The sequence below is a fragment of the Variovorax sp. CCNWLW186 genome (assembly GCF_037203865.1).
Taxonomy (GTDB): domain Bacteria; phylum Pseudomonadota; class Gammaproteobacteria; order Burkholderiales; family Burkholderiaceae_C; genus Variovorax.
In genome coordinates this window covers 52,584-76,328 of record NZ_JBBCBO010000021.1, presented here as the reverse complement: position 1 = coordinate 76,328, position 23,745 = coordinate 52,584, and the positions used below count along the sequence as shown (strand labels likewise).

Sequence of the window (23,745 nt, the reverse complement as noted above, 5' to 3'; positions counted from 1 at the left end):
CCTAAGTGATCAACTTGAGGAGTGGCGTTTCCAGATCCATGCCTTGGTTCGAGAGATGGAAGAACGACTGCGTTGTGGTGAATCCAGCCATGGTGAAGGAAGTCGTAGCCCACGTATAGGAGTGGATATAGGTGAAATCCGCTTTTACCCAGCTAAACGCCGTCTGCCTGTCGTTGTGAAACTCGGCATAGCCGTTGTACAGCTCCATGGAGCCATTCTTCGACCAACTCAGGCCCTCTGTTTTCGTCTCTCGCGAAGGCGCGGTGTCGATCACGTGTGTGCGGTTGGTCCGCCTGACGTTGTTGCCTTCGAGCAGCACATCCCCCGCGGAAACGATGTTGATGTCACCCTCTGTGGATTCGATGCGGATGCTATTGGCTTTGCCCACATAAGGGCCGGTGACGGTGGAGTTGTGAAAGCTATCGATGGTCTCGTTCAGTCCGCCCTTCACGTCGTCCTTGCCGCCACCGCCCAGGATCTTCCGATCCCACCCGGTCTTGTAGCTCTCGTACCGCTTGCCGGCCCATGCCTCGAGCGTCGAGTCACCGGTGTACACGTGCTCGATCATCCCGTTCTTCACGTCCACGTGCAGCGCGTTGTCGAACTGCTCGTGGCGCAGGCCGGCCATCACATGCACGTGCGACTCGCCCGTCTGGACGGTTTCCATAGCGCCCTCGTTCGTCGTGATCTCGATGGCGTTGTTGAAGAAGTGCTCGGCCTTCTTCGTTACCTCGAGCTTCGATCCCGACTTGTAGATCGCGTGATCGAGTCCGTCCTCCACGGTGGTCGTGCGGGCCTGACCCACGGTAAGCGTGTCGTTGCCGTGAATGGTGGTCGTACGGTCGCCCTCGACAGTGTGCGTCTCGTCGTTCTCCACCTCGATGACGAAATCCTTCTCGGCATGGATCTTGATCGACTCGCAGCCCGGATCGTCATCGATCACGAAGTGGTTTGCCAGGCCGCCATCGCCCTTGATGGTCCGGCTCACAAAGCCGCTGACTGTTGCCTTGGCAGGCAGTTCGAGTGGCGGCATCTGGTCGGCGTTGTAGACACGGCCGATGATGATCGGCCGATCGGGGCAGCCGGCAATGAAGTCGACGATGACTTCCTGGCCCACGCGCGGATGATTCACCGCCCCGAAGTTCGCGCCCGCCCATGCGCTCGACACGCGCACCCAGCACGAGCTGTCTTCGTTGCGCTGGCCGTACCGGTCCCAGCGAAACTGCACTTTCACGCGGCCGTACTTGTCGATCCAGATGTCTTCGCCGGGTGGCCCGACCACCGTAGCAGTCTGCGGGCCCTGAGTGCTCGGCACACGGGTGATGCGCCGCGCGCGGAATGGGATCGAGGTGGGCTGCACGCCGAAATGAAAGCTGTACTCGCCCGTCGTATCGCCACTGGCGTAGCCGCCTTCGCGCAGGCTGTACATCACCGAGACGGTAAGGTACTCGCGGTTGTCCTCGTCGCGCGGCGCGTTCTGCATGGTGAAGCGGTAGCCGGGTGCCATGCCGCGCACGTTGGTGTGGCCGGTGTCCACCTCGGCCTGAGCCTGCGCTTCCTCGAGGCGGATGCGCGCGTAGTGCTCGCCCTGCCCCGCATCGCTGTAGCCGCCCATCCACTCGTACATCTCGTAGCGGCCGTGGTCATTGCCACGCGGCTGGCTGCGCGTGTTGAGCAGGTCGGCCTTCGGCTTCTTGAAGTCGAAGTCGTCCACCACGTAGGTGCCGGGCCGGATCTCTTCGGTCACCTCCCACTGGTCGATCACCTCACGGCCGGGGTCGGTTGCGCGGTCGCTCGCAAGGTAGCCGATCTTCGGATAGCCGGGCAGCGTCTCGTGAGCGCTCATGTCGTCGGCCAGCACCAGCGTGTGCTGGTTCTTTTCGTGCTTGAAGTAGTAATAGATGCCCTCGTGCTCCATGAGGCGGCTCACGAAGGCGAAGTCGGTCTCCTGGTACTGCACGCAGTACTCCCACTGGCGGTACGACGCGCTGAGCTTCTTCTCGAAGGCGAAGCCGTACTCGCCCAGCACGTCTTCGAGGATCTCGACCACCGACTTGTTCTGGAAGATCTTGCAGTCGCTGGTGCGCGTGAGATACCAGAGCCAGGGCCTCACCGATGCGCGGTACACGGTGTAGCGCGACGACCCACCCTCCCGGCCGATCATCGTGAAGCGCGTGATCTGGCCGTTGAGAAAGCGCGGCGTACCGCTGAGCGTTTGTATCTCCAGCGCGAGCGGTTTGCCGAGCAGCGCCTTCATGTCGACGGATGTGTTCGGGCTCAACAGGTCGACCTCGAACTCGAACAACTGCGACAGCCCTTCGCTGCCGTGCATCGAGCGGAACAGCAACTGTTCATCTCCGAGCGGGGTGTGGGCTTTGACGACTCTGTTCATGCGGCTCTCCCTTGTCTACGCGGGGCGTTCTGAAAACTCGTACTGGAAGTCATCGCCCGCCGCGCTCAATTGCACGGCGGCGAGCTTGCGCGCACTGACGGTGGCGCCAATGACTTCCTCGCTCAATCTGGGCAGGATGGTGTGCGTGAGGATCGCGTCGATCATCCGTCCGCCCGACTCGATGGCGGTGCAGCGGCGCGCCACCAGTTCGACGGCGCTGTCGTCGTAGTGCAGGGCAATGCCGTGATTCGCGTCGAGGCGAGCGGCAATGCGGTCGAGCTGAAGGCGAATGATGCGATGCAGCGCATCGGCGTGCAACGGGTAATAAGGCACCACCACCAGCCGCCCGAGCAGCGCTGGCGCAAACACCTTGAGCAGCGGTTCGCGCAGCGCGGCCGCCAGCGGCTCGGGGTCGGGGCGCAGGGTCGGGTCTTCGCACAGCTGCATGACCAGGTCGGTGCCGACGTTCGAGGTCATGATGATCACGGTGTTGCGAAAGTCGATGTGCCGGCCCTCGCCGTCTTCCATCCAGCCCTTGTCGAACACCTGGAAGAAGATCTCGTGCACGTCGGTGTGCGCCTTCTCGATCTCGTCGAGCAGCACCACGCTGTAGGGCCTGCGGCGCACGGCTTCGGTCAGCACACCGCCTTCGCCGTAGCCCACGTAGCCAGGCGGCGCACCCTTGAGCGTGGAGACGGTGTGCGACTCCTGGAACTCGCTCATGTTGATGGTGACGAGGTTCTGCTCGCCGCCGTACAAGGCTTCTGACAGCGCCAGCGCGGTCTCGGTCTTGCCCACGCCAGAGGGGCCGCAGAGCAGGAACACGCCGACTGGCTTGTTCGGGTTGTCCAGCCGCGCACGCGCGGTGCGAATGCGGCGCGAAATGGTTTCGAGCGCATCGGGCTGCGCCACCACGCGGGCCGAGAGAATCTCGCCCAGGCGCAGCACCGACTGCGCGTCGTCGCGCACCATGCGGCCGATGGGGATGCCGGTCCAGTCGGCCACCACTGTGGCAATGGCCTGCGCATCGACTGCGGCCAGGATGAGCGGCGATTCGCCCTGCAGCTGCGCAAGCTTGTCTTGCGCCTGGTTGAGTTCGGCGCGAATCTCTTCGGGCGCTCGCTCGGGCTCGGACAGCGCGGCTTCGACCTGCGCCGAGGCGTCGACGTCGTCGCCCTCCAAGTCCTCCGGCGCAAGCTCTGCTTGCACGGGCACGGCGGCGGGCGACAGCTGCTTGCGCAGCGCGACGATGCGCTCGACCAGCGTTGCTTCTTCCACGCGGCGCTTTTCCAGCAAGTCGAGTTCCGCCTGCGCGGCGGCCACCTCGCCCGCGATGTCGTCGACGCGCTTCGCCTCGCCGACACCAATGGCGGCCTCGCGCTGCGCAATGCCCCGCTCGATGCCCAGCACTTCGATGCGGCGCTGCAGGTCTTCGATGGCGGCGGGCAGCGCATGCTGGCTCAGCGCCACGCGCGCGCACGCCGTGTCGAGCAGGCTCACCGCCTTGTCGGGCAGCTGGCGTGCGGGAATGTAGCGGTGCGACAGGCTCACGGCCGCTTCGAGCGCGGCATCGAGGATGAGCACGCCGTGGTGCTTTTCGAGCTCGGCCGAAATGCCGCGCAGCATGACCACGGCCTTGGGCTCGGTGGGCTCGTGCACCTGTATGGTCTGAAAGCGCCGCGTGAGGGCCGGGTCTTTTTCGATGTACTTCTTGTACTCCGACCAGGTGGTGGCGCCGATGGTGCGCAGCCGCCCGCGCGCGAGCGCCGGCTTCAGCAGGTTGGCCGCGTCGCCGGTGCCTGCGGTGCCGCCCGCGCCGACCAGCGTGTGCACTTCGTCGACGAACAGCACGATGGGCTTGGGGCTCTTCTCGACTTCGTCGATCACCTGGCGCAGGCGTTGTTCGAACTCGCCCTTCACACCCGCGCCAGCCTGCAGCAACGTGGGGTCGAGCACCCACAGCGACACGTCCTTGAGCGACGGCGGCACATCGCCTGCCGCAAGCCGCGAAGCGAGTCCCTCGACGACGGCCGTCTTGCCCACGCCGGCCTCGCCGGTGAGCAGCGGGTTGTTCTGGCGCCGGCGCATGAGGATGTCGATGATCTGGCGGATCTCGTCGTCGCGGCCATAGACGGGGTCGAGCTCGCCCGCGCGCGCCTTCGCCGTCAGGTCGCTTGCGTACTTGGCCAGCGCGGAGCCGCCGGCCGCCGCACCGTCGCCCTGGTGAGCCGCCGCAGGGGCCCCATGGCCGGCGCCCTGCCCTTGCGGTGCGGCGTCGAAATCATCCTCGGGCGAACCTTCGGTCCACGCGGGGAGTTGGGCGATGAGAACGTCGGGCACGATCTTGTCGAACTCGCGCGAAATGCCAGAAAGCACTTGCCGCAGCCCCGGCGTCTTCACGATGCCCGCAAGCAGGTAGGCACCACGGATCGACGTGGCCTCGAAGCGCAGGCTGGCATACACCCAGGCACGCTCCACCGCGTTGTCGACATGCTCGGAAATGTCGCTGATCGACGTGGCGCCGTGCGGCAGGCGGTCGAGCGCCCGCACCAGGTCTTGCTCTACCGCATCGATGTTGAGGCTTGCGCGCTTGACGATGCGCAGCAGGTCGCTGTCCTGCAGTTGCAATATCTGGTGCAGCCAGTGCACCAGCTCCACATAGGCATTGCCGCGCAGCTTGGCAAACGCGGTGGCGGTCTCCAATGCCTTGTAGAGCATCGGGTTCAGTTTGGAAAAAAGAGAGACGCGGCGAATATCGGTCATAAGGCCATGGAAGAAACTTCAGCCGCCACGGAAGCTGCCGATGCGGAACGGGAAAACAATGCTTCGGGCTGGAACACCATGTCGCCTGCATCGGTGTCTGAAAGGCGCGTGCCGAGCCAGCTGCCCCAGCCCAGGCGCTGCCCGCCGCTCAGCTGCATGCCGCGGGCTTCCTCTTTCTTGAGCACGAGCCGCAGCTCCCAGGCAAACTCGATGCCGACGTACTGGCGCACCCAGTCGACCACCTGCTGCAGCCGCTTGCTGCCCGGCAGGAATTGGCGGAACTCGTCTTGCGAGAGCGGGCCCAGCTCCAGGCGAAATTTGCTTTGCGCATCGCGCACCGCCAGGCCGATGGTCGCGCCGCCGCCCAGCTGGTGGTTGCGCCCGAAGAGGCCGAGCCGGCTCACCTGCCGGTCGTCGATCATCACCCAGCCGCTCACGAATTCGTCGACGCGCACGGGCACGCCGAAGTACAGCTTGAGGATCTGGATCAGCCCTTCGGGGTTGCGCGTCTGGCGCACCAGGTGCCCGGCCATGAAGGTGCGCGCATGGTCGGCAATGCGGTCGCGCTCCTTGAGGCCCGGCTGCCCCATGTTCATGAGGCTGGCCACGTAGTCGACAAAGCGGTGGCCGTCGGGACGGTCGAGGCTGTTGACCGACTGCGCATCGGCCCAGGCGCGGTAGAACAGCAGGATCAGCCGGTGATGGAACAGGTCGGCAAAGGCGCTGAGCGTGTTGTCGCTGTGATGGCGCTTGCGCTCGCGCGCGTACTCGGTCAGGTGCAGCGGCAGCGGCCCGTTGGGGCCGAACAGGCCGAAGCCGTAGATCGAGATGCGCGGCGGGCCATCGCCGTCCACATCCACGCCCGAGACGTTCGACGGCGCGAATGCCATCGAGGGCTCCTGGCCCAGGCGCAGTGGCTCGTCGAGCGGGCGCGGCGCGCGGCCCAGCAAAGGATGGCCGCCTTGCGCGTCGAGCCGGCGCAGCAGCATGAAGAGGTCATGCTCGAAAGGCTGGTCGACGAGGCCGGCCCACAACACCGGATCGGCCTCCGGCGCGCCGCGCCGCGCGGGCTGGGCCACCGCAGCCGGCTCATCGGGAACGACCGATGGTGCCGATGAATCGTGGGTAACGTGAAGCGCACTCATACGGCGGGGCGGCGTCCGATGCGGGGCGCCCATCGCGCGATTTCTCCGCGCTGCAGGCTGGAGAGCGCGAACTCGGTGAACGCGTTGAGCGACACATGCCGGCTGAAGAACTGCTCCAGCACGGCACCGAAAAGATAAGGGCTCGAACCCGAGAACGCGACCTCGTCGATCTTCAGCGCCACCTCCACGCCGCGGCCGAAGACGATCGGCCCCGGCTCGGGCAACCGGCGGAACACGGGCGCCAGCGCCATCGAGCGCACGCCCTGGATCTGCCGGCGCACCGCGGGGTCGGCCAGGTTGCCGTACAGGTCGAGCATCTCGCGCAGCGCGGCCGCGCCCTGGTTGGCATCGACGTCGGTCAGGCTCAGGTAGTTGAGGCCCAGGTGGCTGATGAGGCGCCAGGTGAGCGCGCCTTCCGCCAATGCGGGATACGGCCGCGACGGGCCGCGCAGTATGCGCACCGCGCGCACCGGCGCCGAGACGCGCAGGGTGAAATCGGATTCGAGCCCGGTGGGCAGCAACAGCGGCAGGTCGCGGTTGGTGCACAGCGCATCGATGGTGATGTGCCGCAGGCTGTGCGGAAACGGCGCATCGTGCTGGTCGACCAGCGACACATACACCTCGCTGCCTGTGTAGCTGGTGCGCGTGCCTTGCGCGCGGGCGCGGTCGGACACCAGGCGCGGCTCGCGGCGCAGCGAAAAATAAGAACCGAAGTCGCCGTCGTCGGCGGCGAAGGAGCCTAGGAACGGCCTGAACTCCCGCTCCTCGGAGCCGTTGCTCATGTGGCCCGTGACGCGCTCGACGGTAAAGATCTCGAAGTCGCGCGGACGCGTGCGGTCGATCACCGCATGGTGCTCATGCTGCCCCGGCCCGACCGGAATGCGGTCGCTGCGGCGCGGCACCAGGTTGATGATGGGCGTGCAGAAGAGCGAGAAGTGCCGCGCATCGACCACACGTTCCAGGTCGCTGTCGGCACGGTCGAGCAGGATCACGATTTCCATCGTGCTGCCGCTCATGGCGGCGGCCGCCGCGCGCAGGTTCTTCACGCTGAAGAACAGGTAGCGATCAGGAAACGCGAAGTACTCGTGCAGCAGCCGGTAGCCCTGAAACGATCGCGCGTCATACGGCAACAGCGACTGGTCGGGGTCGAAGCCCTCGTGGCGAATGGCCTCGTCGCCCAATGGCACGATACGCGCGGTGCTGCCTGGGCCGCTGCGGCACACGGTGCCCACGCTGTGGTGAACCGCCAGCTCGAGCACGCGCAGCGCATGCAGCTCGGCGCCCGAAAGAAAGAACTCGAGCCGGTCGAGCGGCATCTCTGCAAACCGGGCGCCACCCACCGCTTCGAGCTTGATGGTGATGGCGCTCTTGGCCTGGCGTGCGACCACTGGCATGGCGTGCGCAATTTCTGCCGGCACGGGGCCGATGCTCGCCTCGGCGATCTTGATGGGCCACAGCGTGACGGCATGGCCGGTGCGAAATTCGCAGGCCGTCTGCTCGCCCTTGATCATGCGGCCGCGCAGGATGGTGTGGCGCGGCAGCTCGTATCCGGCCTTCAGCGAACCTTCGTTCAGGTTGCCGTCGATCTGCACCACGCCCATGGCCGGCAGCGGCGCAAGAAAGTTCGGGTACACCACTTCGAGCAGCCGCTGCGAGAAGCGCGGAAACTCCGCATCCATCTTCAGCTGGATGCGTGCCGTAAGAAAGCTGAAGCCCTCGAGCAGGCGCTCCACGTAAGGATCGCTCACCTCGATGCCGCGCATGCCCAGCCGGCCGGCAATCTTGGGATAGCGCTGCGCGAACTCGGCACCGAGCTCGTGCATGTAGGTGAGTTCGCGGTTGTAGTAGTCGAGCAGCCGCGCGTCCATCAGAGCCCTCCCGTCGGGCGAAGGACCATGTGGCCGCTTTCGAGGTCGAGCTCTGAGCGCAGGATGAATTCGATGGGGTAAGGCACCGACCACAGCGTGCCGCGGATCTCGAGCGCGAGCAGGTTGTGGTGCTCCAGGTCGGTGGAGTCGGTGACGCAGCGCACGTCGATGCTGTCTTTCATGATGCGCGGCTCGAAGTCGATGATGGCCGCGCGAATGGCGGCCTCGACGTCGGCAAAGTCGACCTCCGACATGCGCCCGCCGGCCCAGCCGCGCACGCCGTAGTTCACGACCGAGCGGCGCGCGCGCGGCATGGCGTTGATGTTGTGGTCAGCGCCGAAGTTGGTGGTGTTGAGCAGCCACTGCAAGTCGCGCAGCACCGAATCGCGCAGCAGCTTGCCGCTCATCAGGAACGCGCCCGCGCGCTCTTGGCGGGTCTGCGGCTGCTTGTCGGTCAGGCGGTCGAGCAGCACCGGCTGCAGGCGGTCGCGTGCAACGCTTTCTTGCTGGTGATCGCCCTCGGCCTCCACGGGCAAGCGGCTGGCTGGCAGGAGTGAACTCACTGGGCAACACTCTCCGCGGCGGCAAACTCGACCAGGCGAATGTCGAGCAGCGAATGGTCGCCGGCTTCGCTGATCAGCGTGCGCTGGCCCACGCCGGCGTACTGCTCTTCACCGGCCAATTGCAGCCAGTCGGTACGGCGGCCCAGTGCCAGCCCGTCTTCCAGCGCCTCGAGCGCGCCGGGATAGCGCACCGGCACCAGGCCGTTGAGCCCGCGGCCGTCGTGCAGCACGATTTCGGCTGGCGCCCACAGCAGGTCGACCAGGTGCTGCGGACGCGAAAACTTGAGGCGCCGCACCGCCGACAGCGGCAGCCACGCGTAGCCCGAAGGCGTGAGCAGTTCGAGCACGGCGCCAATGCGCACGTCGCCGTCGCAAAGCCATGCGAACTCGATGCTTTGCACCGGCTCGCCGTCGAGGGCCTGCACGGCGCGCGAATCGGACCGGTCGACACAGCTCAGGGTGCCCTGCAAGGCGGGTGCCGCCTGGCGCGCGGTTTCGCGCAGGTCGGCCGCTTGCGCGGCCTGATCGGGCGGCAGCGCCGCGGCGGCGATCAGCCCCGCGACCCAGTCTGCATCGCCGGCAATGACGGCCGGCGCACGGCCGCCGTTCCAGAATTCGGTTCGGTGGCGCTCGGCTGCCAGGGCCATCGCACAGGTGGCGCTGGCAGGAGCAAAAGAAGGATCGATCTTCGCGGCGAGCTTGAGCTGGTCTTCAGCCCGCTGCCATTCGCCGCGCAACGCAAGAAAGTGGCCGAGAGCAAGCCGCAGGCTGGCGTTCTGGGGCTGCGCGCGAATCTGCCGCTGTACCCATTCGGTGTGCTCGGCCACGGAGCGCTCGCCCAGCACTGCAAACCCATCGCCCATGAAACTTCCTCATTGACTCGCATGCGGCCGTGGGCCGCCGGTGAATATCTGCGGGTGACCGGAGCCCCGCGGCACGCCGCCATGCGGCGCGCGCGGGTCCGGTCAGGCAAAAACGGAAATCAGGCTTCCCGGTTTTCCTTGATGTTCCAGGCCAGAACGGTTTCGGCGCCCTTGCCACCCTTGTCCGTCTGCTCCCAGTACTGCTGCTTCACCTTGGCGGCCTGGAAGGCGAACTGCACCAGCACCGCATCGCTGCCCTGCTCGGCCGTGTATTGCACCGAGGTCACCAGCACTTCTTCGAGCGTGACGCGGGTGTATTCGATCTGCGAGCCGCCGGCCTTGCACACCGACACTTCGACCTTGCTCAGGTGCTTGCCGCTTGCGCAGTTCTTCATGACGGACGGGGCCGCCTTGTCGATGCGCGCAAGAACCTGCAGGTCGTTGAAGCTTGCCTTGCCCACACCGCCGCCACCGCCGCTGACCATGTTTCCAGGCTGCGTCGCTCCCCATGCAAACGACTTGATATCCGTCCAGTCCTTATGGTTCGAGTCCTTGGATTCGCCGTTTGCGCCCTCGACGCGCATGAACATGTCTACTGCCATGATTAACCCCCAAAGTTATATATGCCCGATTTCGGGACACCGTTGAACTAGCTGCTGTCCTTCTTGTTGGATGGCAGCTTCGAAACCAGCCGCAACGACACCGTCAGCCCTTCGAGCTGATAGTGCGGCCGGAGAAAAAACTTGGCGGCGTAGTAGCCCGGGTTGTCCTCGATGGCTTCCACCTGGACTTCAGCCGCCGCCAGCGGCTTCATTGCCTTCGTATCCTGGGATGACGTGCCTGGGCTGCCGTCCACGTAATTCATGATCCAGTCGTTGAGCCAGCGCTCCATGTCCTCGCGCTCGCGGAACGAACCGATCTTGTCGCGCACGATGCACTTCAGGTAGTGCGCGAAGCGGCAGCATGCAAACAGGTACGGCAGGCGCGCCGCCAGGTTGGCGTTGGCCGTGGCGTCGGCGTCGTAGTACTCGGCCGGCTGCTGCAGCGACTGCGCGCCGATGAAGGCCGCAAAGTCGGAGTTCTTGCGGTGCACCAGCGGCATGAAGCCGTTCTTGGCCAGCTCGGCCTCGCGCCGGTCGCTGATGGCGATCTCGGTCGGGCACTTCATGTCCACGCCGCCGTCGTCCGTCGGGAAGGTGTGGGTGGGCAGGTTCTCGACCGCGCCGCCCGATTCCACGCCGCGAATCGACGTGCACCAGCCGAACTGCTTGAACGAGCGGTTGATGTTCACGCCCATGGCATAGGCCGAGTTGGCCCATGTGTAGCGGTTGTGCAGGGCCGAATCGGTTTCTTCTTCAAACTCGAACTCGTCGACCGGATTGGTGCGCGCACCGTACGGCAGGCGCGCAAGAAAGCGCGGCATGGCCAAGCCGATGTAGCGCGCGTCTTCCGATTCGCGCAACGACCGCCATGCGGTGTGCTCGGTGTTCTGGAAGATCTTGGTCAGGTCGCGCGGGTTCGAAAGCTCTTGCCACGAATCCATCTGCATCACCGTGGGCGATGCGCCGGCAATGAAGGGGCAGTGCGCGGCCGCGGCAATCTTGGCCATTTCGCCGAGCATTTCCACGTCGGGCGGGCTGTGGTCGAAGTGAAAGTCGCCGATGAGCGCGCCGAACGGTTCGCCGCCGAACTGGCCGTACTCCGCCTCGTAGATCTTCTTGAACAGCGGGCTCTGGTCCCAGCCGATGCCCTTGTGGCGCTTGAGCGAGCGCGCCACTTCGCGCTTGGATGCGCACATCACGCGGATCTTGAGCTGCTCGTCGGTCTCGGTGTTGTTGACCAGGTAGTGCAGGCCGCGCCATGCGCCTTCGAGCTGCTGGAATTCTTCGTGGTGAAGGATCTGGTTGATCTGCTCGGAGAGCTTGCGGTCGATCTCGGTGATGATCGCCTGCACGGTGCGGTAGGCGTCGTTCGAGATGGTGACGGTGCTTTCGAGCGCCTGTACCGCCAGCGTCTTGACGGCGCTTTGCACCGCGTCGCGGGCCTGGTCGGTCTTGGGCTTGAACTCTCGCTGCAGCAGGTCGGAGAACTCGTTGGGCTCGAGCGCTTCGATGGTGGCGGCTTGTGCGCGCGCTGTCTGTTTGGGTGCGGTGCTCATGATGGACGTCCTGTCGGCTTGCGCTGCTTATTCGGAAGAGGTGCCGGGGCCGCCGGACTTCTCGTTTGCCGCTTCCACCGCCTTGGCAACGGCGGGATTGGGTGCGGACGCGAGCGACTTGAGCAGCTCCGGGTTCTGCAGCGCCTGGGCAATCAGCTGCTCGGCGCCGTTCTTGCCGTCCATGTAGGACAGCAGGTTGGAAAGCTCGGTGCGCGCCTCGAGCAGGTGCTGCAGCGCGCCCACCTGGCGTGCAATGCGCGCGGGCGAGAAGTCGTCCATGCTGTCGAAGGTGATGTCGACGTTCATCTGCCCTTCGCCCGTGAGCGTGTTCGGCACCTGGAAGGCCACGCGCGGCTTGATGGCCTTCATGCGGTCATCGAAGTTGTCGATGTCCACAGCCATGAAGTCGCGCTCCGCCAGGTCGGGCATCGGATCGACCTGCTTGCCCGCGAGATCGGCGATGACGCCCATCACGAAGGGCAACTGGATCTTGCGTTCGCTGCCGTAGATCTCGACGTCGTACTCGATCTGCACGCGCGGCGCGCGGTTGCGCGCAATGAACTTCTGACCACTGTTTCTGACACGGTTGTCTGCCATAAGCTTCCTCTTGAATCTCTATGCGTGTGGGTCGGAGTTGCCTCTGACCAATCTGACCTTGCGTTCCCGCGCTGCTTGCCGCCCTGCCACTTTTTTTGTCGGCACTTCTATTCGGTGCCGGTACTCAGCGAGCGCCCCGCCAGGCTTTCAATCTTCTGCAAGCCCTCGGGTACGAGTTCTTCGATGATCTGGAAGAAGTTGAGGTCCAGCAGTCTTTGCGCTCTTCGGATGAGCATGGGTGCCGGGTGGCTGGGTTCGGTGCGTTCCATGTATTGGCACGCCTTTTCCAGCAACAGCTGCACATCATCACGATTCGATATTTCAATATCTTTAATGCCCGCTACGCGCTGGCCGCTCGCACCATTGGCAGCACTGGCAGAGCCTTGCCCCGGCGAGGCCGATGGCCCGGCCTCGCTGCCTTGCGCGACTTCCGATGCTTCGGCCGGTGCCTGCTGGGCCTGCTCAGGCAGCAGCTGCACCACGGTACGAAGAGAACGTTCGAGCCTGGAAAAATCGGGCGCCCAGCTTTGCCCCAAGGCCCGCTCCGAGGTCTCGCGAATTCGTTGCAGCAGCTCCAGCGCCGCATGCAATGCCAGCACCGGCGGCGCCGACTTTTCCTGCGCACGGCGCGCCACTTCGCGCAGCCGGCCGATGCCGCCCGGGTAGTCGATCTGGTCGGCCTTGCTCGAATCGAGCAGCGCCTCGACCTGCCGCAGGCTCATCGACACGCCGGCGTCTTCGAGCAGGCGCGCATCGCGCACGCTGCGTCCCAATCCCTCGGCTTCGGCCAATGCGGCCAACGCATTCATGCGCGGCAGCGGGTCTTCGAAACCATCATCGACCACGCGCGGATGCACGTCGTCCCAAAATTTTTGCAGCACGCCGTCGACCACTTGCAAGCCGTCGACATAACCGGGCAGCCCGCGGCTCTCGGTCCACGCCAGCGTGAGCGGAACCAGTACGCGCAGGTCGAGCGTGCGTTGGCACAGTTGCTTTGCGATGCGCTCGACGCGAGCCCAGTCGGGCGGCTCGGCCGGAATGATGGTCGAGCCGAACTGCTGCTCCCGCTTTCCGGTCGTTGCCTGCTGCAACGCCATGAAGTCGGGGTCGTATTCGAGGTCTTCGCCGCACGGAAGCGGGCCTTCAACAGGCGACTGCAGTAGTTCGATCTCGCTTGGCGGCAACGCCATCTCCCTTTTATTAACAACCATCAACAATGGTTATCTTGAGGGGAACGCGAAGCGCGGTCAACAGCAACACATTGCTACGTGCTGCCTATGAATTACAAAGGAGTACAACTCCTTTTAAAGCGTAGAAAGAACGATTACAGCAATCCGCGCCCACCAAGATTGCGCATCAACGCGCTTAACCCAAAAGTCCACCGTGGCGCCTGGTCCGAATGAACCACGCGATTCACAAGTGCGCCGAGTTCCGGCGCGGCGATGCGGACGCGATCGCCGACGACATGGGTGAATCCTTGCCCAGGACCATGACGGTCTTGTGTCGGCGCGAACATCGTGCCGAGAAACAACATGAGGCCGTCGGGGTAGTCGTGGTGCACGCCAATGGCTTGCGACACCAGGTCGAGCGGATCGCGACTGATCTTCGACAGCGAGCTCGAGCCTTCGAGCTTGAAGCCTTCAGGGCCCGTGACTTCGAGCGCAACCGTGATGCGGCGCACGTCGTCGATGCCGAAGTGCGCATCGAACAAGCGGATGAACGGGCCGATGGCGCAGGAAGCGTTGTTGTCCTTCGCCTTGCCGAGCAGCAGTGCGCTGCGGCCTTCGAAGTCGCGCAGGTTGACGTCGTTGCCGAGCGCCGCGCCCAGCGTTTGGCCGCGGCTGTTCACGGCCAGTACGACTTCAGGCTCGGGGTTGTTCCACACCGACGCCGAGTGAATGCCGATGTCGGCACCGGTGCCCACCGAAGAGAGCACCGGAGCCTTGGTGAAGATCTCCGCGTCGGGGCCGATGCCCACTTCGAGGTACTGCGACCATGCGCCCTGCGCCAGCAGCACCTCTTTCACCTTTGCGGCCTCGGCAGAGCCCGGCACGATGCCCGCGAGGTTGTCGCCGAGCACACCGCCCAGCGCGGCGCGCGTGGCCTCGGCCCGCGATGCGTCGCCGCGCGCCTGCTCTTCGATCACGCGCTCGAGCAGGCTTTCGACGAAGGTCACGCCGCTGGCCTTGATCGCCTGCAGGTCGCAAGGTGCGAGCAGCCAGGGCTTGGATTCGTCGCGCGCCGTTGCGTCGCTGTTGGCAATGGCGTCGTCGAGCGAGGCGATGCGCGGCGCCTGGCCGCCCTGCAGCGCTCGCCGCACCGCCTCGGAGGGCGATTCTTTCGCTTCGAGCAGGTCGCTCATCGTGGGCGCGAGCTTGGAAAGGTCGTGCAGCCCGCCCTCATGGACGGCCACCAGCACCGGCCCGACGCCGGGTTGCCAGAGGCGGCCGACCAGCGTGGCACGCGCGGCGTCTTGCGGGAGGCTCGAGGAGGTGTCGAGGTTCAATGGCATGGGAGTTGTCTCTCTTGGGTTTGTCGGTAGATGGGTGATCGTAGCGCCATGCTTTGATGCAAGAATGCGGCGCGTCAGGCGCCGGGCTGCGTTTGAGACGCCGTGAAGGCAGCAACTGCCATTGCCCGTTCGCGCTTCGCCACACGTTATAAGAATTCGAGATGAACGCTGTCCTTCGCTTCCTCTCCTCGGCCGGTGCGGCCGCGGCAATCCTCCTGCTGCCCGGCTTGGCGGCGGCGGCCTATCCGTGCAACGGCTCGCCAGGCGAGCGGCGTGTGGGCATGGCAGGCGGCTCTCACGGCGTCGGCCCGTTCCCGCTCTGCGTTGCGGGCCCCGCGCCCGCGCCGAGCGCTCCACGCGACGCCTATGCCGCATCGGTCGACACCACGTCCTTCTATGACGCGGAGATGGAGCGGATGGTCCGCAGCATCAAGGCGCAGCACAACGCGGTCGTTACTGAAAAGGCGCGAATGGCCGCGATCGAAGAGAAGATGGCGCGCGATCCGGCGTTCAAGCGAATGTACTTGGGCGGGTGGGAGGTCTTCCGGGTCGATCCGAAGGCAAGGCCCGGCAAGACCTGCACCGCCGCCTGGAAGAAACAGGGGCAGCTGGTGAGCATCTCGGGGCCAGGCCCCCAACATGACGGCGGAATGCTGACCTTCTGGGGCGCGGATATTCCGCAGCCGGCGGATATCCAGACGATCACGGTCACGATGAAACAGTCGCGCTATCCGGCACAAACAGTGAAAGCGGTCAACTATTCAATGCCGGGACTTCGTTTCGGAGCCATCGCGCTCACAGTGCCCGACATCGACAGGGCCATCGATACGATGCTCGATGTCGAGCATTTCGAACTGCTGATCGACGGCAGGACTGTTTCCAACATTGGATGGAACGGCGGGCATGACGCGCGCGAAAAACTGCGCCAGTGCGTTCATGCCGGATAGGCGTCCCGCGCGCTTCTCATGGAGCACGACTGACTACAGCCCTCGTCTCGGCGCTTTTTGCAGCAGTTCCGAAAGCTGTGCCTTCCACCACGTTGCCTGCCCTGTGGTTCCGTGCCCGGTCGTCCGGTCACTGGCGGGGATCAGGTAGTAGCTGCCATTCTTCACGCGCTTCATTTCACGTTCCATGATGCCGGTCTCGGGCGGGTTGCGTTCATCATCGGCTGCATTGATGGCAAGCACGGCAGCCTGAATGCGCTCCAGCCCGGGTGACGGGTTGTAGTCGGCGGACGCTTCCCATTGGTAGAGGATGTCGTTTGCGTCCGCGGCAAAAGGTGCACTCAGGCGCGTCTCCAGCAGCTTGTCGGCCTGGGTGCGCGTCGGCGCGGCCTTGTACATGGCAAGGTTGCCGCCGTTGGTGGCCGTGGCGAAGAACACGGAGGCAAACTGCGCGCTGCGAGGCTGGACGGTGTAGTTGCCGTTGTTCCACTCCGGATCCCTGCGGATGGACTCCGTCAGGAGCCGTCGCATCATCCAGTTGCGGCTCGACATCTCGGTGGGCTGGCACGCCATCGGCACGAGCGCGTCCATGGCGTTCGGGTACTTCACGCCCCACGTCCACGCGTGCATGCCCCCCATTGAATTGCCGACGATCGCCCGGAGGTGCTTGACGCCGAGGTGCTCGGTCACGAGCCGGTACTGCGCGTCCACCATGTCGTCGTAGTTGTAGCTGGGAAATTTGGCACGCAGGCCATCGGAGGGCCGGGCCGACTTGCCGGTTCCCAGACCGTCGGGAATGATGATGTAGTAGCGGGTGGCATCCAGCGGTTGGCCCACGCCGAACAGCTCGCCGGCAAATGCGGGCGTCAGCATGCTTGCCGCCGAGCCGGCGGTTCCATGCAGGATCAGCACCGGCTCGCCGCTGGGTGCGCCAATGGTGACGTAGTTCAGGCGCAGTTCCGGCATGACCTGGCCGGTGTGAAAGCGAAAGTCCTTCGCGATCCAGCTGCCCTCCTTGGGCGGCGGATAGTCGGCGGCGCTGCTCGCCAACGCGAGCATCGCGAGGCAGGAGTACAAGGCGGCCCGCAGGGCGAACCGATTGAACTGCGGATTGGCGGGCATGCGTTGTCTCCTGTGGTTTGAACGCAATTTACCGCGAAAGCCACCTCTGCCGCGCGATGGAGGCGGCGGCCGTCGCCGCCGCCCGGGCGAATTCAACCGGCCGTGTATGGCGTCTCGGGCACCTGCATGTGGAAGCTGGCATTGAGCATGTTCCACGAGCGAATGGCGCAGACCGCGAAAGTGAGGTCCGCGATCTGCGCATCGCTGAAGTGCCGCTTCACGGCCTCGAAGTCCGCGTCGCTGGGTGTGCGCTGCGGCACCGCATTGACGGCCTCCGCCCAGTTGAACGCGGCGCGCTCGGCTTCGCTGAAAAAGCGCGCCGCCTCGCGCCAACCGGCGACAGCGTTGACATGGCGCGGGTCCACGCCCTGCTTGATCAGGTCGGCCCAGTGCATGTCGATGCAAAAAGCGCAGCCGTTGATCTGGCTGATGCGCAAGTTCACCAATTCACGCAGGCGCTTGTCCAGCGTGCTGCCGGCGGCGTGGGAAAACTGTGCGCCGGCGCGTGCTGCGGCGGGCGCGAGGGCGTGGTAGTCGAGTCGGGCTGAGGACATTGTGAGCTCCTTGTAGCTTGAGGGTTGGGGGAAACACCTCTTAGACGCGCGGGCACATTGTTTTGTGACAGGCGACGGCAATCTTGACGCAGGTCAAGAGTTTTTCCTGCGATCGCCCGGACATTGCCCCTTCGGATCGATCGCACGCGAGTGCGGCGATCCGATGGCTTTCCACAACTACAGACTCCACAAAAGAGACAAAGGAAAGGTTCTTGTCATGATCCCTCAGACCAGGGATGGCACGCCTTCGCGCGCAGCCATCGCAACCACCCCCCACGTGGCCGCCACGGCCGCTACCACCTCCACCCCCACCACTACAGCCCCGGGCAGATCGTTGCGCTGGGTGCAGCTCGCGCTGGGCATCGTCTGCATGGCGATGATCGCCAACGTGCAGTACGGCTGGACCCTGTTCGTCGCCCCGATGGAGGCCAAGCATCACTGGGGGCTGGGCGCGATCCAGATTGCCTTCTCGATCTTCGTCGTGGTGGAGACCTGGCTGGTACCCGTCGAAGGCTGGCTGGTCGATCGCTTCGGCCCGCGTCCGGTGGTAGCCGCGGGCGCCGTGCTCGCCGCACTGGGCTGGATTCTCAATGCCTATGCCGACGGGCTGGCCATGCTCTACACGGCCGCCGTGATCTCCGGCATTGGCGCCGGTTGCGTCTACGGCACCTGCGTCGGCAACGCGCTGAAGTGGTTTCCTGACAAGCGCGGCCTGGCCGCGGGGCTCACGGCGGCCGGGTTCGGTGCCGGCGCGGCGCTCACCGTGATCCCGATTGCGAACATGATCCAGAGCACGGGCTACGAACATACCTTCGTGTACTTCGGCATCCTCCAGGGAGGCTGCATCTTCGTGCTCGCGATGTTCATGGCAAAGCCCTTCGCCCCCAAGGGCGTGGCCGCGCAAACACGCCTGGTCATGACCAAGGTCGACTACACGCCTGCGCAGATGATGAAGACGCCCGTCTTCTGGCTCACCTACCTGCTGTTCGTGCTGGTGGCCGCCGGTGGACTGATGGCGACGGCAGAGATCGGCCCCATTGCGAAAGACTTTCACATCGACAAGTTGCCCATGCACTTTCTCGGCATGTCGATGCCGCTGCTGACCGTGACGCTTGCCATCGACAACCTGGCGAACGGCTTCACCCGGCCGTTGTGCGGCTTCGTCTCGGACAGGATCGGCCGCGAGAACACGATGCTGCTGGTCTTCGTCGGCGAAGGGTTGGCGCTGCTCGGCTTGAAGCTGTACGGCCATGAACCTGCGGCCTTCATGACCTTTGCGGCGCTGGTGTTCCTGTTCTGGGGCGAGATCTACTCGATCTTTCCGGCATTGGTGGCCGACACCTTCGGCGGCAAGAATGCCGCGAGCAACGCCGGCACCATGTACACGGCCAAGGGCACCGCGTCGCTGTTCGTGCCGCTGGGCTCTGTACTCGCCGCGGGCGGCAACTGGGACCGCGTATTCCTGGTGGCTGCCGTCGTGTCGATCGGCGCCGGCATTGCAGCCAAGCTCCTCCTCGCGCCGATGCGCCGGAGGACGATCGAGGCGGGGAATGAGAGCTTGGGACGAAGGCGCTGATTGCTGTGCACCTCTGCGGTGAGAACGGCTACTTGCTTCTGCGGCAATCGCCAAGAGCGCTAAGCAGCGGCGCCGAGCAGCGCATCCGTGACGTCGTCCGCGAACCGATAGCGCTTCTCCCCGATCAGCACGATGTCCGAGCCGGTCGGGTCCGGCCGTGCAGGTGGCAGGCCATGTGCGCACAAGGCCCTTGCGCAGCCGGCCCAGTCGCCGCCTTCGACCGGCTCGTTGAGCGATGCCCAGGACAGGCTGCCGCAAACGTTGTCGCCGAAGCCGTGCAGCGTCCGCCAATCGGCGCCGTGCTCCAGCAGAAAGTGCGTGAGCGCCGCATCGCCACGAAAAACAGCGTGGTTGAGCGCTGAGGCGTCGATGTCGCCACCGCGAATCTCGATCGGCCAACCGCACGTCACCATCGCCTTGACCGCGGCAACGCACCCCTGCGCAGCGAGTTCGGGAAGCATGCGCAGCCGGGCATCGTCAAGAGCGTCGATCACGCCCGGATGGGCCTCCTGAATTGCGCGAGCTGTTTCCGTGTCGCCGCTCGCGCAGGCAGCCACAAAGGCTTCAGCCACTGCAAGCGGCTCACGGTCCGCGCCTGCACGCTCCAGGAGCGCGGCAACCTCGGCTTGCCCGAAGCGAAGCGCCAGTGTGCGGGCCGGAACGCCATCCGGTGTGCACGCGTCCGCCTTCGCGCCGGCCGCAAGCAGGGCTTGGACATGAGCAGGCGAACGGCGGCGGCGGATCGCCCACAGCAGCGGCGATCCCCAATCGGATGTCGGCGGACCCAGCGGTGGCTCGTTGGGATCGCCACCGTGATCGAGCAGCAGTTGCAATACGCTGGCGTCGTCGAGATCGAGCGCGCGATACATCGCGTTCGAACCGGTAATCTGCGCGCCGGCATCGAGCAGCAGCTTGGTGCACGCGGGCGCTTCGAGTGAGTGATAGAGAGACTCGCCATCGTTCGGATCGGCACCGGCCTCGAGCAGAAGGCGGGTCAGCTCCGGATCGAAAGCCTTGCCCGCGGCGCCGTAGAGCGCCGACAGCCGCTCGGTGGCCGAAGGCGCCTCCAGCGAAGCCGGAGGCCAACGGTTGCCGACGGACTGGCCGGGCGACGCGCCGGCGGCCAACAGGAAACTTGCGCAACTGCGCAACCGCTCCCGAAAGCCCGGCCGGCTTGCCAGCCCCGAATGAGTCGCCGCCACCAGCGGAGGCAGGCGCAGCGGCCCACCTTCGCGGTGGACCCATGCGGGATCCTGCAATGTCGCGCGACGCAAGCCAGCCTCGTCCCCGACAGCACAAGCCAGGTACGGATCGTCGCCGGGCAGCGCGGGGTTCTCGATGAGCAACCGTTCGGCCACGGCGGGCCGGTGGGCGTTGTTGCCGCCAGCGACATCGCCGGCATAGACCATGGACAGCCATCGGCGCACCGCCAGGTTCGGATCGTCGGCGAGCGCGCGGCGCGCATGGACGAAGAGCTGCAGGTCGGCCCAAGAGGGAAAGCCATGCTCCCGCGCCAGGCACGACTGTGCGTCGTGCAGGCGCAAGGACATGGCGAGCAGGTCCTTGTTCTCCTTGCCGCGAGCCGCGGGCAGAGATTCGCGGAATCGCTGCATCGCCGCGGCATCTTCACGACGATAAAGGGTGAGCAATTCCTTGGCCTGCTTCTTCAGCTGGCCAATGTCGGGACGAGGGGGAACGCGCTTCATGGACACCTCCGTGCATCAGATGCCGATGACCCGCAGTGTCGGCTGCACAAAAGGCGTGGATGGGAGATCGAGGCAAGTGGGTTCAACCCTTCCCGCGGGCCCGGGCGCGTCTTGCACGCGGGGAGATCATAAAACATGCTGGTGCGGCGCGGGACTTCTCGTGCCTGCCGCTGCAGCAGGCATTTCTTGTGTCGAACCCTGAGGTTACAGTCGGCAAAAAAAGCCGGACGTCGAGCGTCCGATCCACATGAAAAGGCACGTATGGATTCGCCGCTAGGAACCGTCATCATCTACGCCAGGGACATGCAAAAGGCGGCTGCTTTCTATGCCCGCCATTTCGGCTTCGTGACAGATGGCGAGGTCGTCGAGGGCCTGATCGAGCTGAAGCATCCGGGCGGCGGCGCCGGCATGCTCATCCATCAGGCAGCCAAGTCCGTGAAGCTTGGGCAAGTGGGCGTAAAGCTCAGTTTCCACGTGAAAGACGTGGCAGCCTTCGCCGCGCAAGCCAAGCTTGACGGTCTGGTATTCGGTACGGTGCACGAAGCCAACGGCTATGCGTTTGCGAATGCGAAGGACCTCGACAAGAACTCCATCAGCATCTCGAGCCGGGCCCATCGTGCTACTGCGGTTAAGGGCGGCTGACGGCCAGAAACGGTCCTTTAGGCAGAGAGCCAAACGACCGCTTCAGACTGGCTGCCGCCGTTCACCTTCGCCGACATCGACGACGAAATCCGCAGTGCTTCAACACAACTCGATGATCTGGCGCAGCAACCCTGATTCCTCAGCACTCGGCCCGACAAAGATCTCGACCTCTCCTGACTCGAACAAGGGCTGCAGGTCCGGCCCTAGGTAGCGCAACTCGGCCGCCGGCAGTTCCAGGTTCACCGAGCCGGCAACGCCAGGCATCAATCGCAGCTTCGCGTAGCCCTTGAGTTCCAGCAACGGCCGCGTGACACGGCTTCGCTTGCCACGAATGAACAGGAAGACTGTTTCTTCAGCCTCGCGCGCGCCAACGTTGCGCAGTTTGACGCTCATCTTCAGCGTGTCCTGCTCGCACACGCGGCGCGGCTCGACCTGAAGCTCTTCGTAGATAAACCGGCCGTAGGTCAAGCCGTGGCCGAAGGCATACAGCGGCGTGTTTTCGACGTCCTGGTACTTGCTCGTGAAGTAGTCGGCAGGGTTGATTGGACGGCCGGTGGGACGCTGGCCAAAGTAGATAGGCACCTGCCCGACGGCGCGCGGCCAGCTCATCGGCGTGCGACCGCCAGGCGACAGCCGGCCCGTGACCACATCGGCGATCGCATGGCCGGCTTCGATGCCGATGAACCACGCAGCCAGGAGCGCATCGGCGTGCTGGGCCAGCCAGGGGATTACCAGCGGGCGGCCCGAGAACAAGATCGCGATGACGGGTATGCCGAGCGCGTGTGCGCGTGCCGTTACCGCTTCTGCCAGGGCCTGCTGCCGGCCGGGAAGCGCGGGCGTCGCGCGGCTCGCCGCCTCGCCGCTCATCGTGGCACGCTCGCCCAGGCACAGCAGGATGGCGTCGGCGCCGTCGCAGAGCGCAATGGCAGCTTCGATGCCGCCGTCGTCACCACCTTCGATGGCGACGCCGGGTGCATGGCGAATGTCGGTGTGCGGAAGCGCGGCCCGCAAGCCGGCAAGCACGCTGACGGCCGGCTCGTGTTCGCCGGCACCCCACCACGGGCCTTTCATCTCGGTGCTTGCGTCGGCCAGCGGACCGATGACGCACAGTGCCTTCGGTGCAGCAGCCAAGGGGAGAGTGTCCCGCTCGTTCTTCAGCATGACGATGGCCTTGCGCCCGGCGTCTCGCGACAGCGTGTGCCGCTCGGCGACAACCGCCGCAGGCTCCGGTGTCGCGCCGCGGCGGTAGGGGTCGTCGAACAGGCCGAGCTGCTCCTTGAGCCGCAACACGCGGCGCACACTCGCGTCGATCTCTTCGATGGTCACCCGTCCCTGCTCGAGCGCGATCGGCAGGCCCTTGCGATACGCGTCGGCCATCATGTCCATGTCGACGCCGGCCTTCAGCGCCAGGACCGCGGCATCGACGAGATCGGCCGCGACGCCATGCTTGATCAATTCCGCGATCGCGTTGTAGTCGCTGACGATGACGCCGTCCCAGCCCATCTCGCCGCGCAGCCAGTCGCGCAGCAAGGGGATGTGCGCCGTCATCGGCACGCCGTTGAGATCGGTGAAGGCGGGCATCAGCGTCGCGACGCCGGCGCGCACCGCTGCTGCGAAGCCCGGCAGATGCACCTCGCGCAAGGTGCGCTCCGAGATGTCCACGGCGGCGTACTCCCGCCCCGCGTTGACTGCGCCGTACGCGACGAAATGCTTGGCGCAAGCGGCCAGCGATTCGGCCGATGACAGGTCGGCCCCCTGGAAGCCGCGCACCTTCGCCTGTGCGATGCGTGCGTTCAGCCAGGGGTCTTCGCCGGGTCCTTCCGCGGTCCGGCCCCAGCGTGGATCGCGCGATACGTCGAGCATCGGCGCGAAAGTCATCGCCAGGCCGTCGGCAGCGCCTTCGCGCGCGGCCTCGCGCGCCGTTCGCTCCCAGAGGTCTTCGTCGAAGGTGCCGGCCTCGGCAAGCGGAATCGGGAAGAGCGTGCGATGGCCGTGAATGATGTCCAGGCCGATCAGCAGTGGAATGCCAAGCCGTGACTTCTCGACGGCCAGCCGCTGCATTTCGTGCGTGGGACCGGCGCCGACCATGTTCAGCAGATTGCCGACGGTGCCGTCGATGATGGACTGCGTGGAGTCTCCCGCGAGCACCGGCCCGGTGACCGTGTAGCTGGAGGCAGTCATCGTCAGTTGACCCAGCTTTTCGGCTAGCGTCATCCGGGCCATGAGGGTGTCGATGCGGCTCATCAGGGATTTCGAATAGAACCCAGGGGCCTTAATGATGGCATGCTGCGGGCGGAGAGTGCTCGGCCGCGTTGCGCTGCCGACAATTCGGTGAAACCA

Annotated in this window: 18 protein-coding genes; 3 read left to right on the top strand and 15 right to left on the bottom strand. The window is 65.2% G+C overall.

Annotated features, from left to right (window positions below):
• Position 1: 1 nt before the first annotated feature.
• The 11 genes from V9K97_RS21595 to V9K97_RS21545 all read right to left on the bottom strand — a co-directional run bounded on the left by V9K97_RS21595 (position 2) and on the right by V9K97_RS21545 (position 14,861).
• The gene (locus V9K97_RS21595; protein ID WP_337320562.1) at positions 2 to 2,392 is read right to left on the bottom strand and encodes a type VI secretion system Vgr family protein; all 2,391 of its coding nucleotides are present in this window, start codon (positions 2,390 to 2,392) and stop codon (positions 2 to 4) included.
• Positions 2,393 to 2,407: 15 nt separating this feature from the next.
• Positions 2,408 to 5,155, bottom strand: coding sequence for a type VI secretion system ATPase TssH (tssH, locus tag V9K97_RS21590; RefSeq protein WP_337320560.1), 2,748 nt, complete (start codon positions 5,153 to 5,155; stop codon positions 2,408 to 2,410).
• A complete protein-coding gene (gene tssG / locus V9K97_RS21585) occupies positions 5,152 to 6,300 on the bottom strand; it encodes a type VI secretion system baseplate subunit TssG (protein WP_337320558.1) in 1,149 nt (382 codons plus the stop codon). The genes tssH and tssG overlap by 4 nt, the downstream gene beginning before the upstream one ends.
• Entirely contained in the window at positions 6,297 to 8,168 is a 1,872-nt protein-coding gene (gene tssF / locus V9K97_RS21580; RefSeq protein WP_258503381.1) for a type VI secretion system baseplate subunit TssF, read from the bottom strand. Before tssF ends, tssG begins: the two co-directional genes overlap by 4 nt.
• Positions 8,168 to 8,698 (bottom strand): type VI secretion system baseplate subunit TssE, encoded by a 531-nt coding sequence (gene tssE, locus V9K97_RS21575; RefSeq protein ID WP_258508188.1) that lies wholly within the window; start codon positions 8,696 to 8,698, stop codon positions 8,168 to 8,170. The genes tssF and tssE overlap by 1 nt, the downstream gene beginning before the upstream one ends.
• 29 nt (positions 8,699 to 8,727) lie before the next feature.
• Positions 8,728 to 9,594 (bottom strand): type VI secretion system accessory protein TagJ, encoded by an 867-nt coding sequence (locus tag V9K97_RS21570; protein ID WP_258503380.1) that lies wholly within the window; start codon positions 9,592 to 9,594, stop codon positions 8,728 to 8,730.
• A 119-nt stretch (positions 9,595 to 9,713) separates the two neighbouring features.
• Positions 9,714 to 10,196, bottom strand: a complete 483-nt coding sequence (locus V9K97_RS21565; RefSeq protein ID WP_126746719.1) for an Hcp family type VI secretion system effector — start codon at positions 10,194 to 10,196, stop codon at positions 9,714 to 9,716.
• A 47-nt stretch (positions 10,197 to 10,243) separates the two neighbouring features.
• Positions 10,244 to 11,752 (bottom strand): type VI secretion system contractile sheath large subunit, encoded by a 1,509-nt coding sequence (gene tssC / locus V9K97_RS21560; protein ID WP_337320554.1) that lies wholly within the window; start codon positions 11,750 to 11,752, stop codon positions 10,244 to 10,246.
• 27 nt (positions 11,753 to 11,779) lie between these two features.
• Positions 11,780 to 12,349, bottom strand: a complete 570-nt coding sequence (tssB, locus tag V9K97_RS21555; RefSeq protein ID WP_126746717.1) for a type VI secretion system contractile sheath small subunit — start codon at positions 12,347 to 12,349, stop codon at positions 11,780 to 11,782.
• A gap of 107 nt (positions 12,350 to 12,456) precedes the next feature.
• Positions 12,457 to 13,539: a type VI secretion system protein TssA gene (tssA, locus tag V9K97_RS21550; RefSeq protein WP_337320552.1), complete on the bottom strand. Its 1,083-nt coding sequence runs from the start codon at positions 13,537 to 13,539 to the stop codon at positions 12,457 to 12,459.
• Between the two features lie 134 nt (positions 13,540 to 13,673).
• Complete coding sequence (locus V9K97_RS21545; protein ID WP_337320550.1) at positions 13,674 to 14,861, bottom strand: fumarylacetoacetate hydrolase family protein; 1,188 nt, start codon at positions 14,859 to 14,861, stop codon at positions 13,674 to 13,676.
• A 161-nt stretch (positions 14,862 to 15,022) separates the two neighbouring features.
• Between V9K97_RS21545 and V9K97_RS21540 the strand changes: the two genes are divergently transcribed.
• Positions 15,023 to 15,808 carry a hypothetical protein gene (locus V9K97_RS21540; RefSeq protein WP_337320548.1) on the top strand — a complete coding sequence of 262 codons (786 nt, stop codon included), beginning with the start codon at positions 15,023 to 15,025 and terminating at the stop codon, positions 15,806 to 15,808.
• A 33-nt stretch (positions 15,809 to 15,841) separates the two neighbouring features.
• Here V9K97_RS21540 and V9K97_RS21535 read toward each other — a convergent pair whose 3' ends face one another.
• Entirely contained in the window at positions 15,842 to 16,927 is a 1,086-nt protein-coding gene (locus tag V9K97_RS21535) for an alpha/beta fold hydrolase (RefSeq protein ID WP_337320546.1), read from the bottom strand.
• Between the two features lie 92 nt (positions 16,928 to 17,019).
• Positions 17,020 to 17,481 (bottom strand): carboxymuconolactone decarboxylase family protein, encoded by a 462-nt coding sequence (locus tag V9K97_RS21530; RefSeq protein WP_258503372.1) that lies wholly within the window; start codon positions 17,479 to 17,481, stop codon positions 17,020 to 17,022.
• A 217-nt stretch (positions 17,482 to 17,698) separates the two neighbouring features.
• Between V9K97_RS21530 and oxlT the strand changes: the two genes are divergently transcribed.
• The gene (gene oxlT / locus V9K97_RS21525) at positions 17,699 to 19,057 is read left to right on the top strand and encodes an oxalate/formate MFS antiporter (RefSeq protein WP_337320543.1); all 1,359 of its coding nucleotides are present in this window, start codon (positions 17,699 to 17,701) and stop codon (positions 19,055 to 19,057) included.
• Positions 19,058 to 19,116: 59 nt separating this feature from the next.
• On the opposite strand, the gene V9K97_RS21520 is transcribed toward oxlT, so the two are convergent.
• Positions 19,117 to 20,763, bottom strand: a complete 1,647-nt coding sequence (locus tag V9K97_RS21520) for an ankyrin repeat domain-containing protein (RefSeq protein ID WP_337320541.1) — start codon at positions 20,761 to 20,763, stop codon at positions 19,117 to 19,119.
• Positions 20,764 to 21,024: 261 nt separating this feature from the next.
• On the opposite strand from V9K97_RS21520, the gene V9K97_RS21515 reads away from it, so the two are divergent.
• Positions 21,025 to 21,405 (top strand): VOC family protein, encoded by a 381-nt coding sequence (locus tag V9K97_RS21515; protein ID WP_337320539.1) that lies wholly within the window; start codon positions 21,025 to 21,027, stop codon positions 21,403 to 21,405.
• A gap of 99 nt (positions 21,406 to 21,504) precedes the next feature.
• Here V9K97_RS21515 and V9K97_RS21510 read toward each other — a convergent pair whose 3' ends face one another.
• Positions 21,505 to 23,649, bottom strand: coding sequence for a glycoside hydrolase family 3 N-terminal domain-containing protein (locus V9K97_RS21510; RefSeq protein WP_337320536.1), 2,145 nt, complete (start codon positions 23,647 to 23,649; stop codon positions 21,505 to 21,507).
• Positions 23,650 to 23,745: the final 96 nt, after the last annotated feature.

Excerpts from the sequence above, each read along its gene's own strand:
- V9K97_RS21595 (WP_337320562.1), bottom strand. The coding sequence starts at position 2,392 with ATGAACAGAGTCGTCAAAGCCCACACCCCGCTCGGAGATGAACAGTTG.
- tssH (WP_337320560.1), bottom strand. The coding sequence starts at position 5,155 with ATGACCGATATTCGCCGCGTCTCTCTTTTTTCCAAACTGAACCCGATG.
- tssG (WP_337320558.1), bottom strand. The coding sequence starts at position 6,300 with ATGAGTGCGCTTCACGTTACCCACGATTCATCGGCACCATCGGTCGTT.
- tssF (WP_258503381.1), bottom strand. The coding sequence starts at position 8,168 with ATGGACGCGCGGCTGCTCGACTACTACAACCGCGAACTCACCTACATG.
- V9K97_RS21570 (WP_258503380.1), bottom strand. The coding sequence starts at position 9,594 with ATGGGCGATGGGTTTGCAGTGCTGGGCGAGCGCTCCGTGGCCGAGCAC.
- V9K97_RS21565 (WP_126746719.1), bottom strand. The coding sequence starts at position 10,196 with ATGGCAGTAGACATGTTCATGCGCGTCGAGGGCGCAAACGGCGAATCC.
- tssC (WP_337320554.1), bottom strand. The coding sequence starts at position 11,752 with ATGAGCACCGCACCCAAACAGACAGCGCGCGCACAAGCCGCCACCATC.
- tssB (WP_126746717.1), bottom strand. The coding sequence starts at position 12,349 with ATGGCAGACAACCGTGTCAGAAACAGTGGTCAGAAGTTCATTGCGCGC.
- tssA (WP_337320552.1), bottom strand. The coding sequence starts at position 13,539 with ATGGCGTTGCCGCCAAGCGAGATCGAACTACTGCAGTCGCCTGTTGAA.
- V9K97_RS21545 (WP_337320550.1), bottom strand. The coding sequence starts at position 14,861 with ATGCCATTGAACCTCGACACCTCCTCGAGCCTCCCGCAAGACGCCGCG.
- V9K97_RS21540 (WP_337320548.1), top strand. The coding sequence starts at position 15,023 with ATGAACGCTGTCCTTCGCTTCCTCTCCTCGGCCGGTGCGGCCGCGGCA.
- V9K97_RS21535 (WP_337320546.1), bottom strand. The coding sequence starts at position 16,927 with ATGCCCGCCAATCCGCAGTTCAATCGGTTCGCCCTGCGGGCCGCCTTG.
- V9K97_RS21530 (WP_258503372.1), bottom strand. The coding sequence starts at position 17,481 with ATGTCCTCAGCCCGACTCGACTACCACGCCCTCGCGCCCGCCGCAGCA.
- oxlT (WP_337320543.1), top strand. The coding sequence starts at position 17,699 with ATGATCCCTCAGACCAGGGATGGCACGCCTTCGCGCGCAGCCATCGCA.
- V9K97_RS21520 (WP_337320541.1), bottom strand. The coding sequence starts at position 20,763 with ATGAAGCGCGTTCCCCCTCGTCCCGACATTGGCCAGCTGAAGAAGCAG.
- V9K97_RS21515 (WP_337320539.1), top strand. The coding sequence starts at position 21,025 with ATGGATTCGCCGCTAGGAACCGTCATCATCTACGCCAGGGACATGCAA.
- V9K97_RS21510 (WP_337320536.1), bottom strand. The coding sequence starts at position 23,649 with ATGAGCCGCATCGACACCCTCATGGCCCGGATGACGCTAGCCGAAAAG.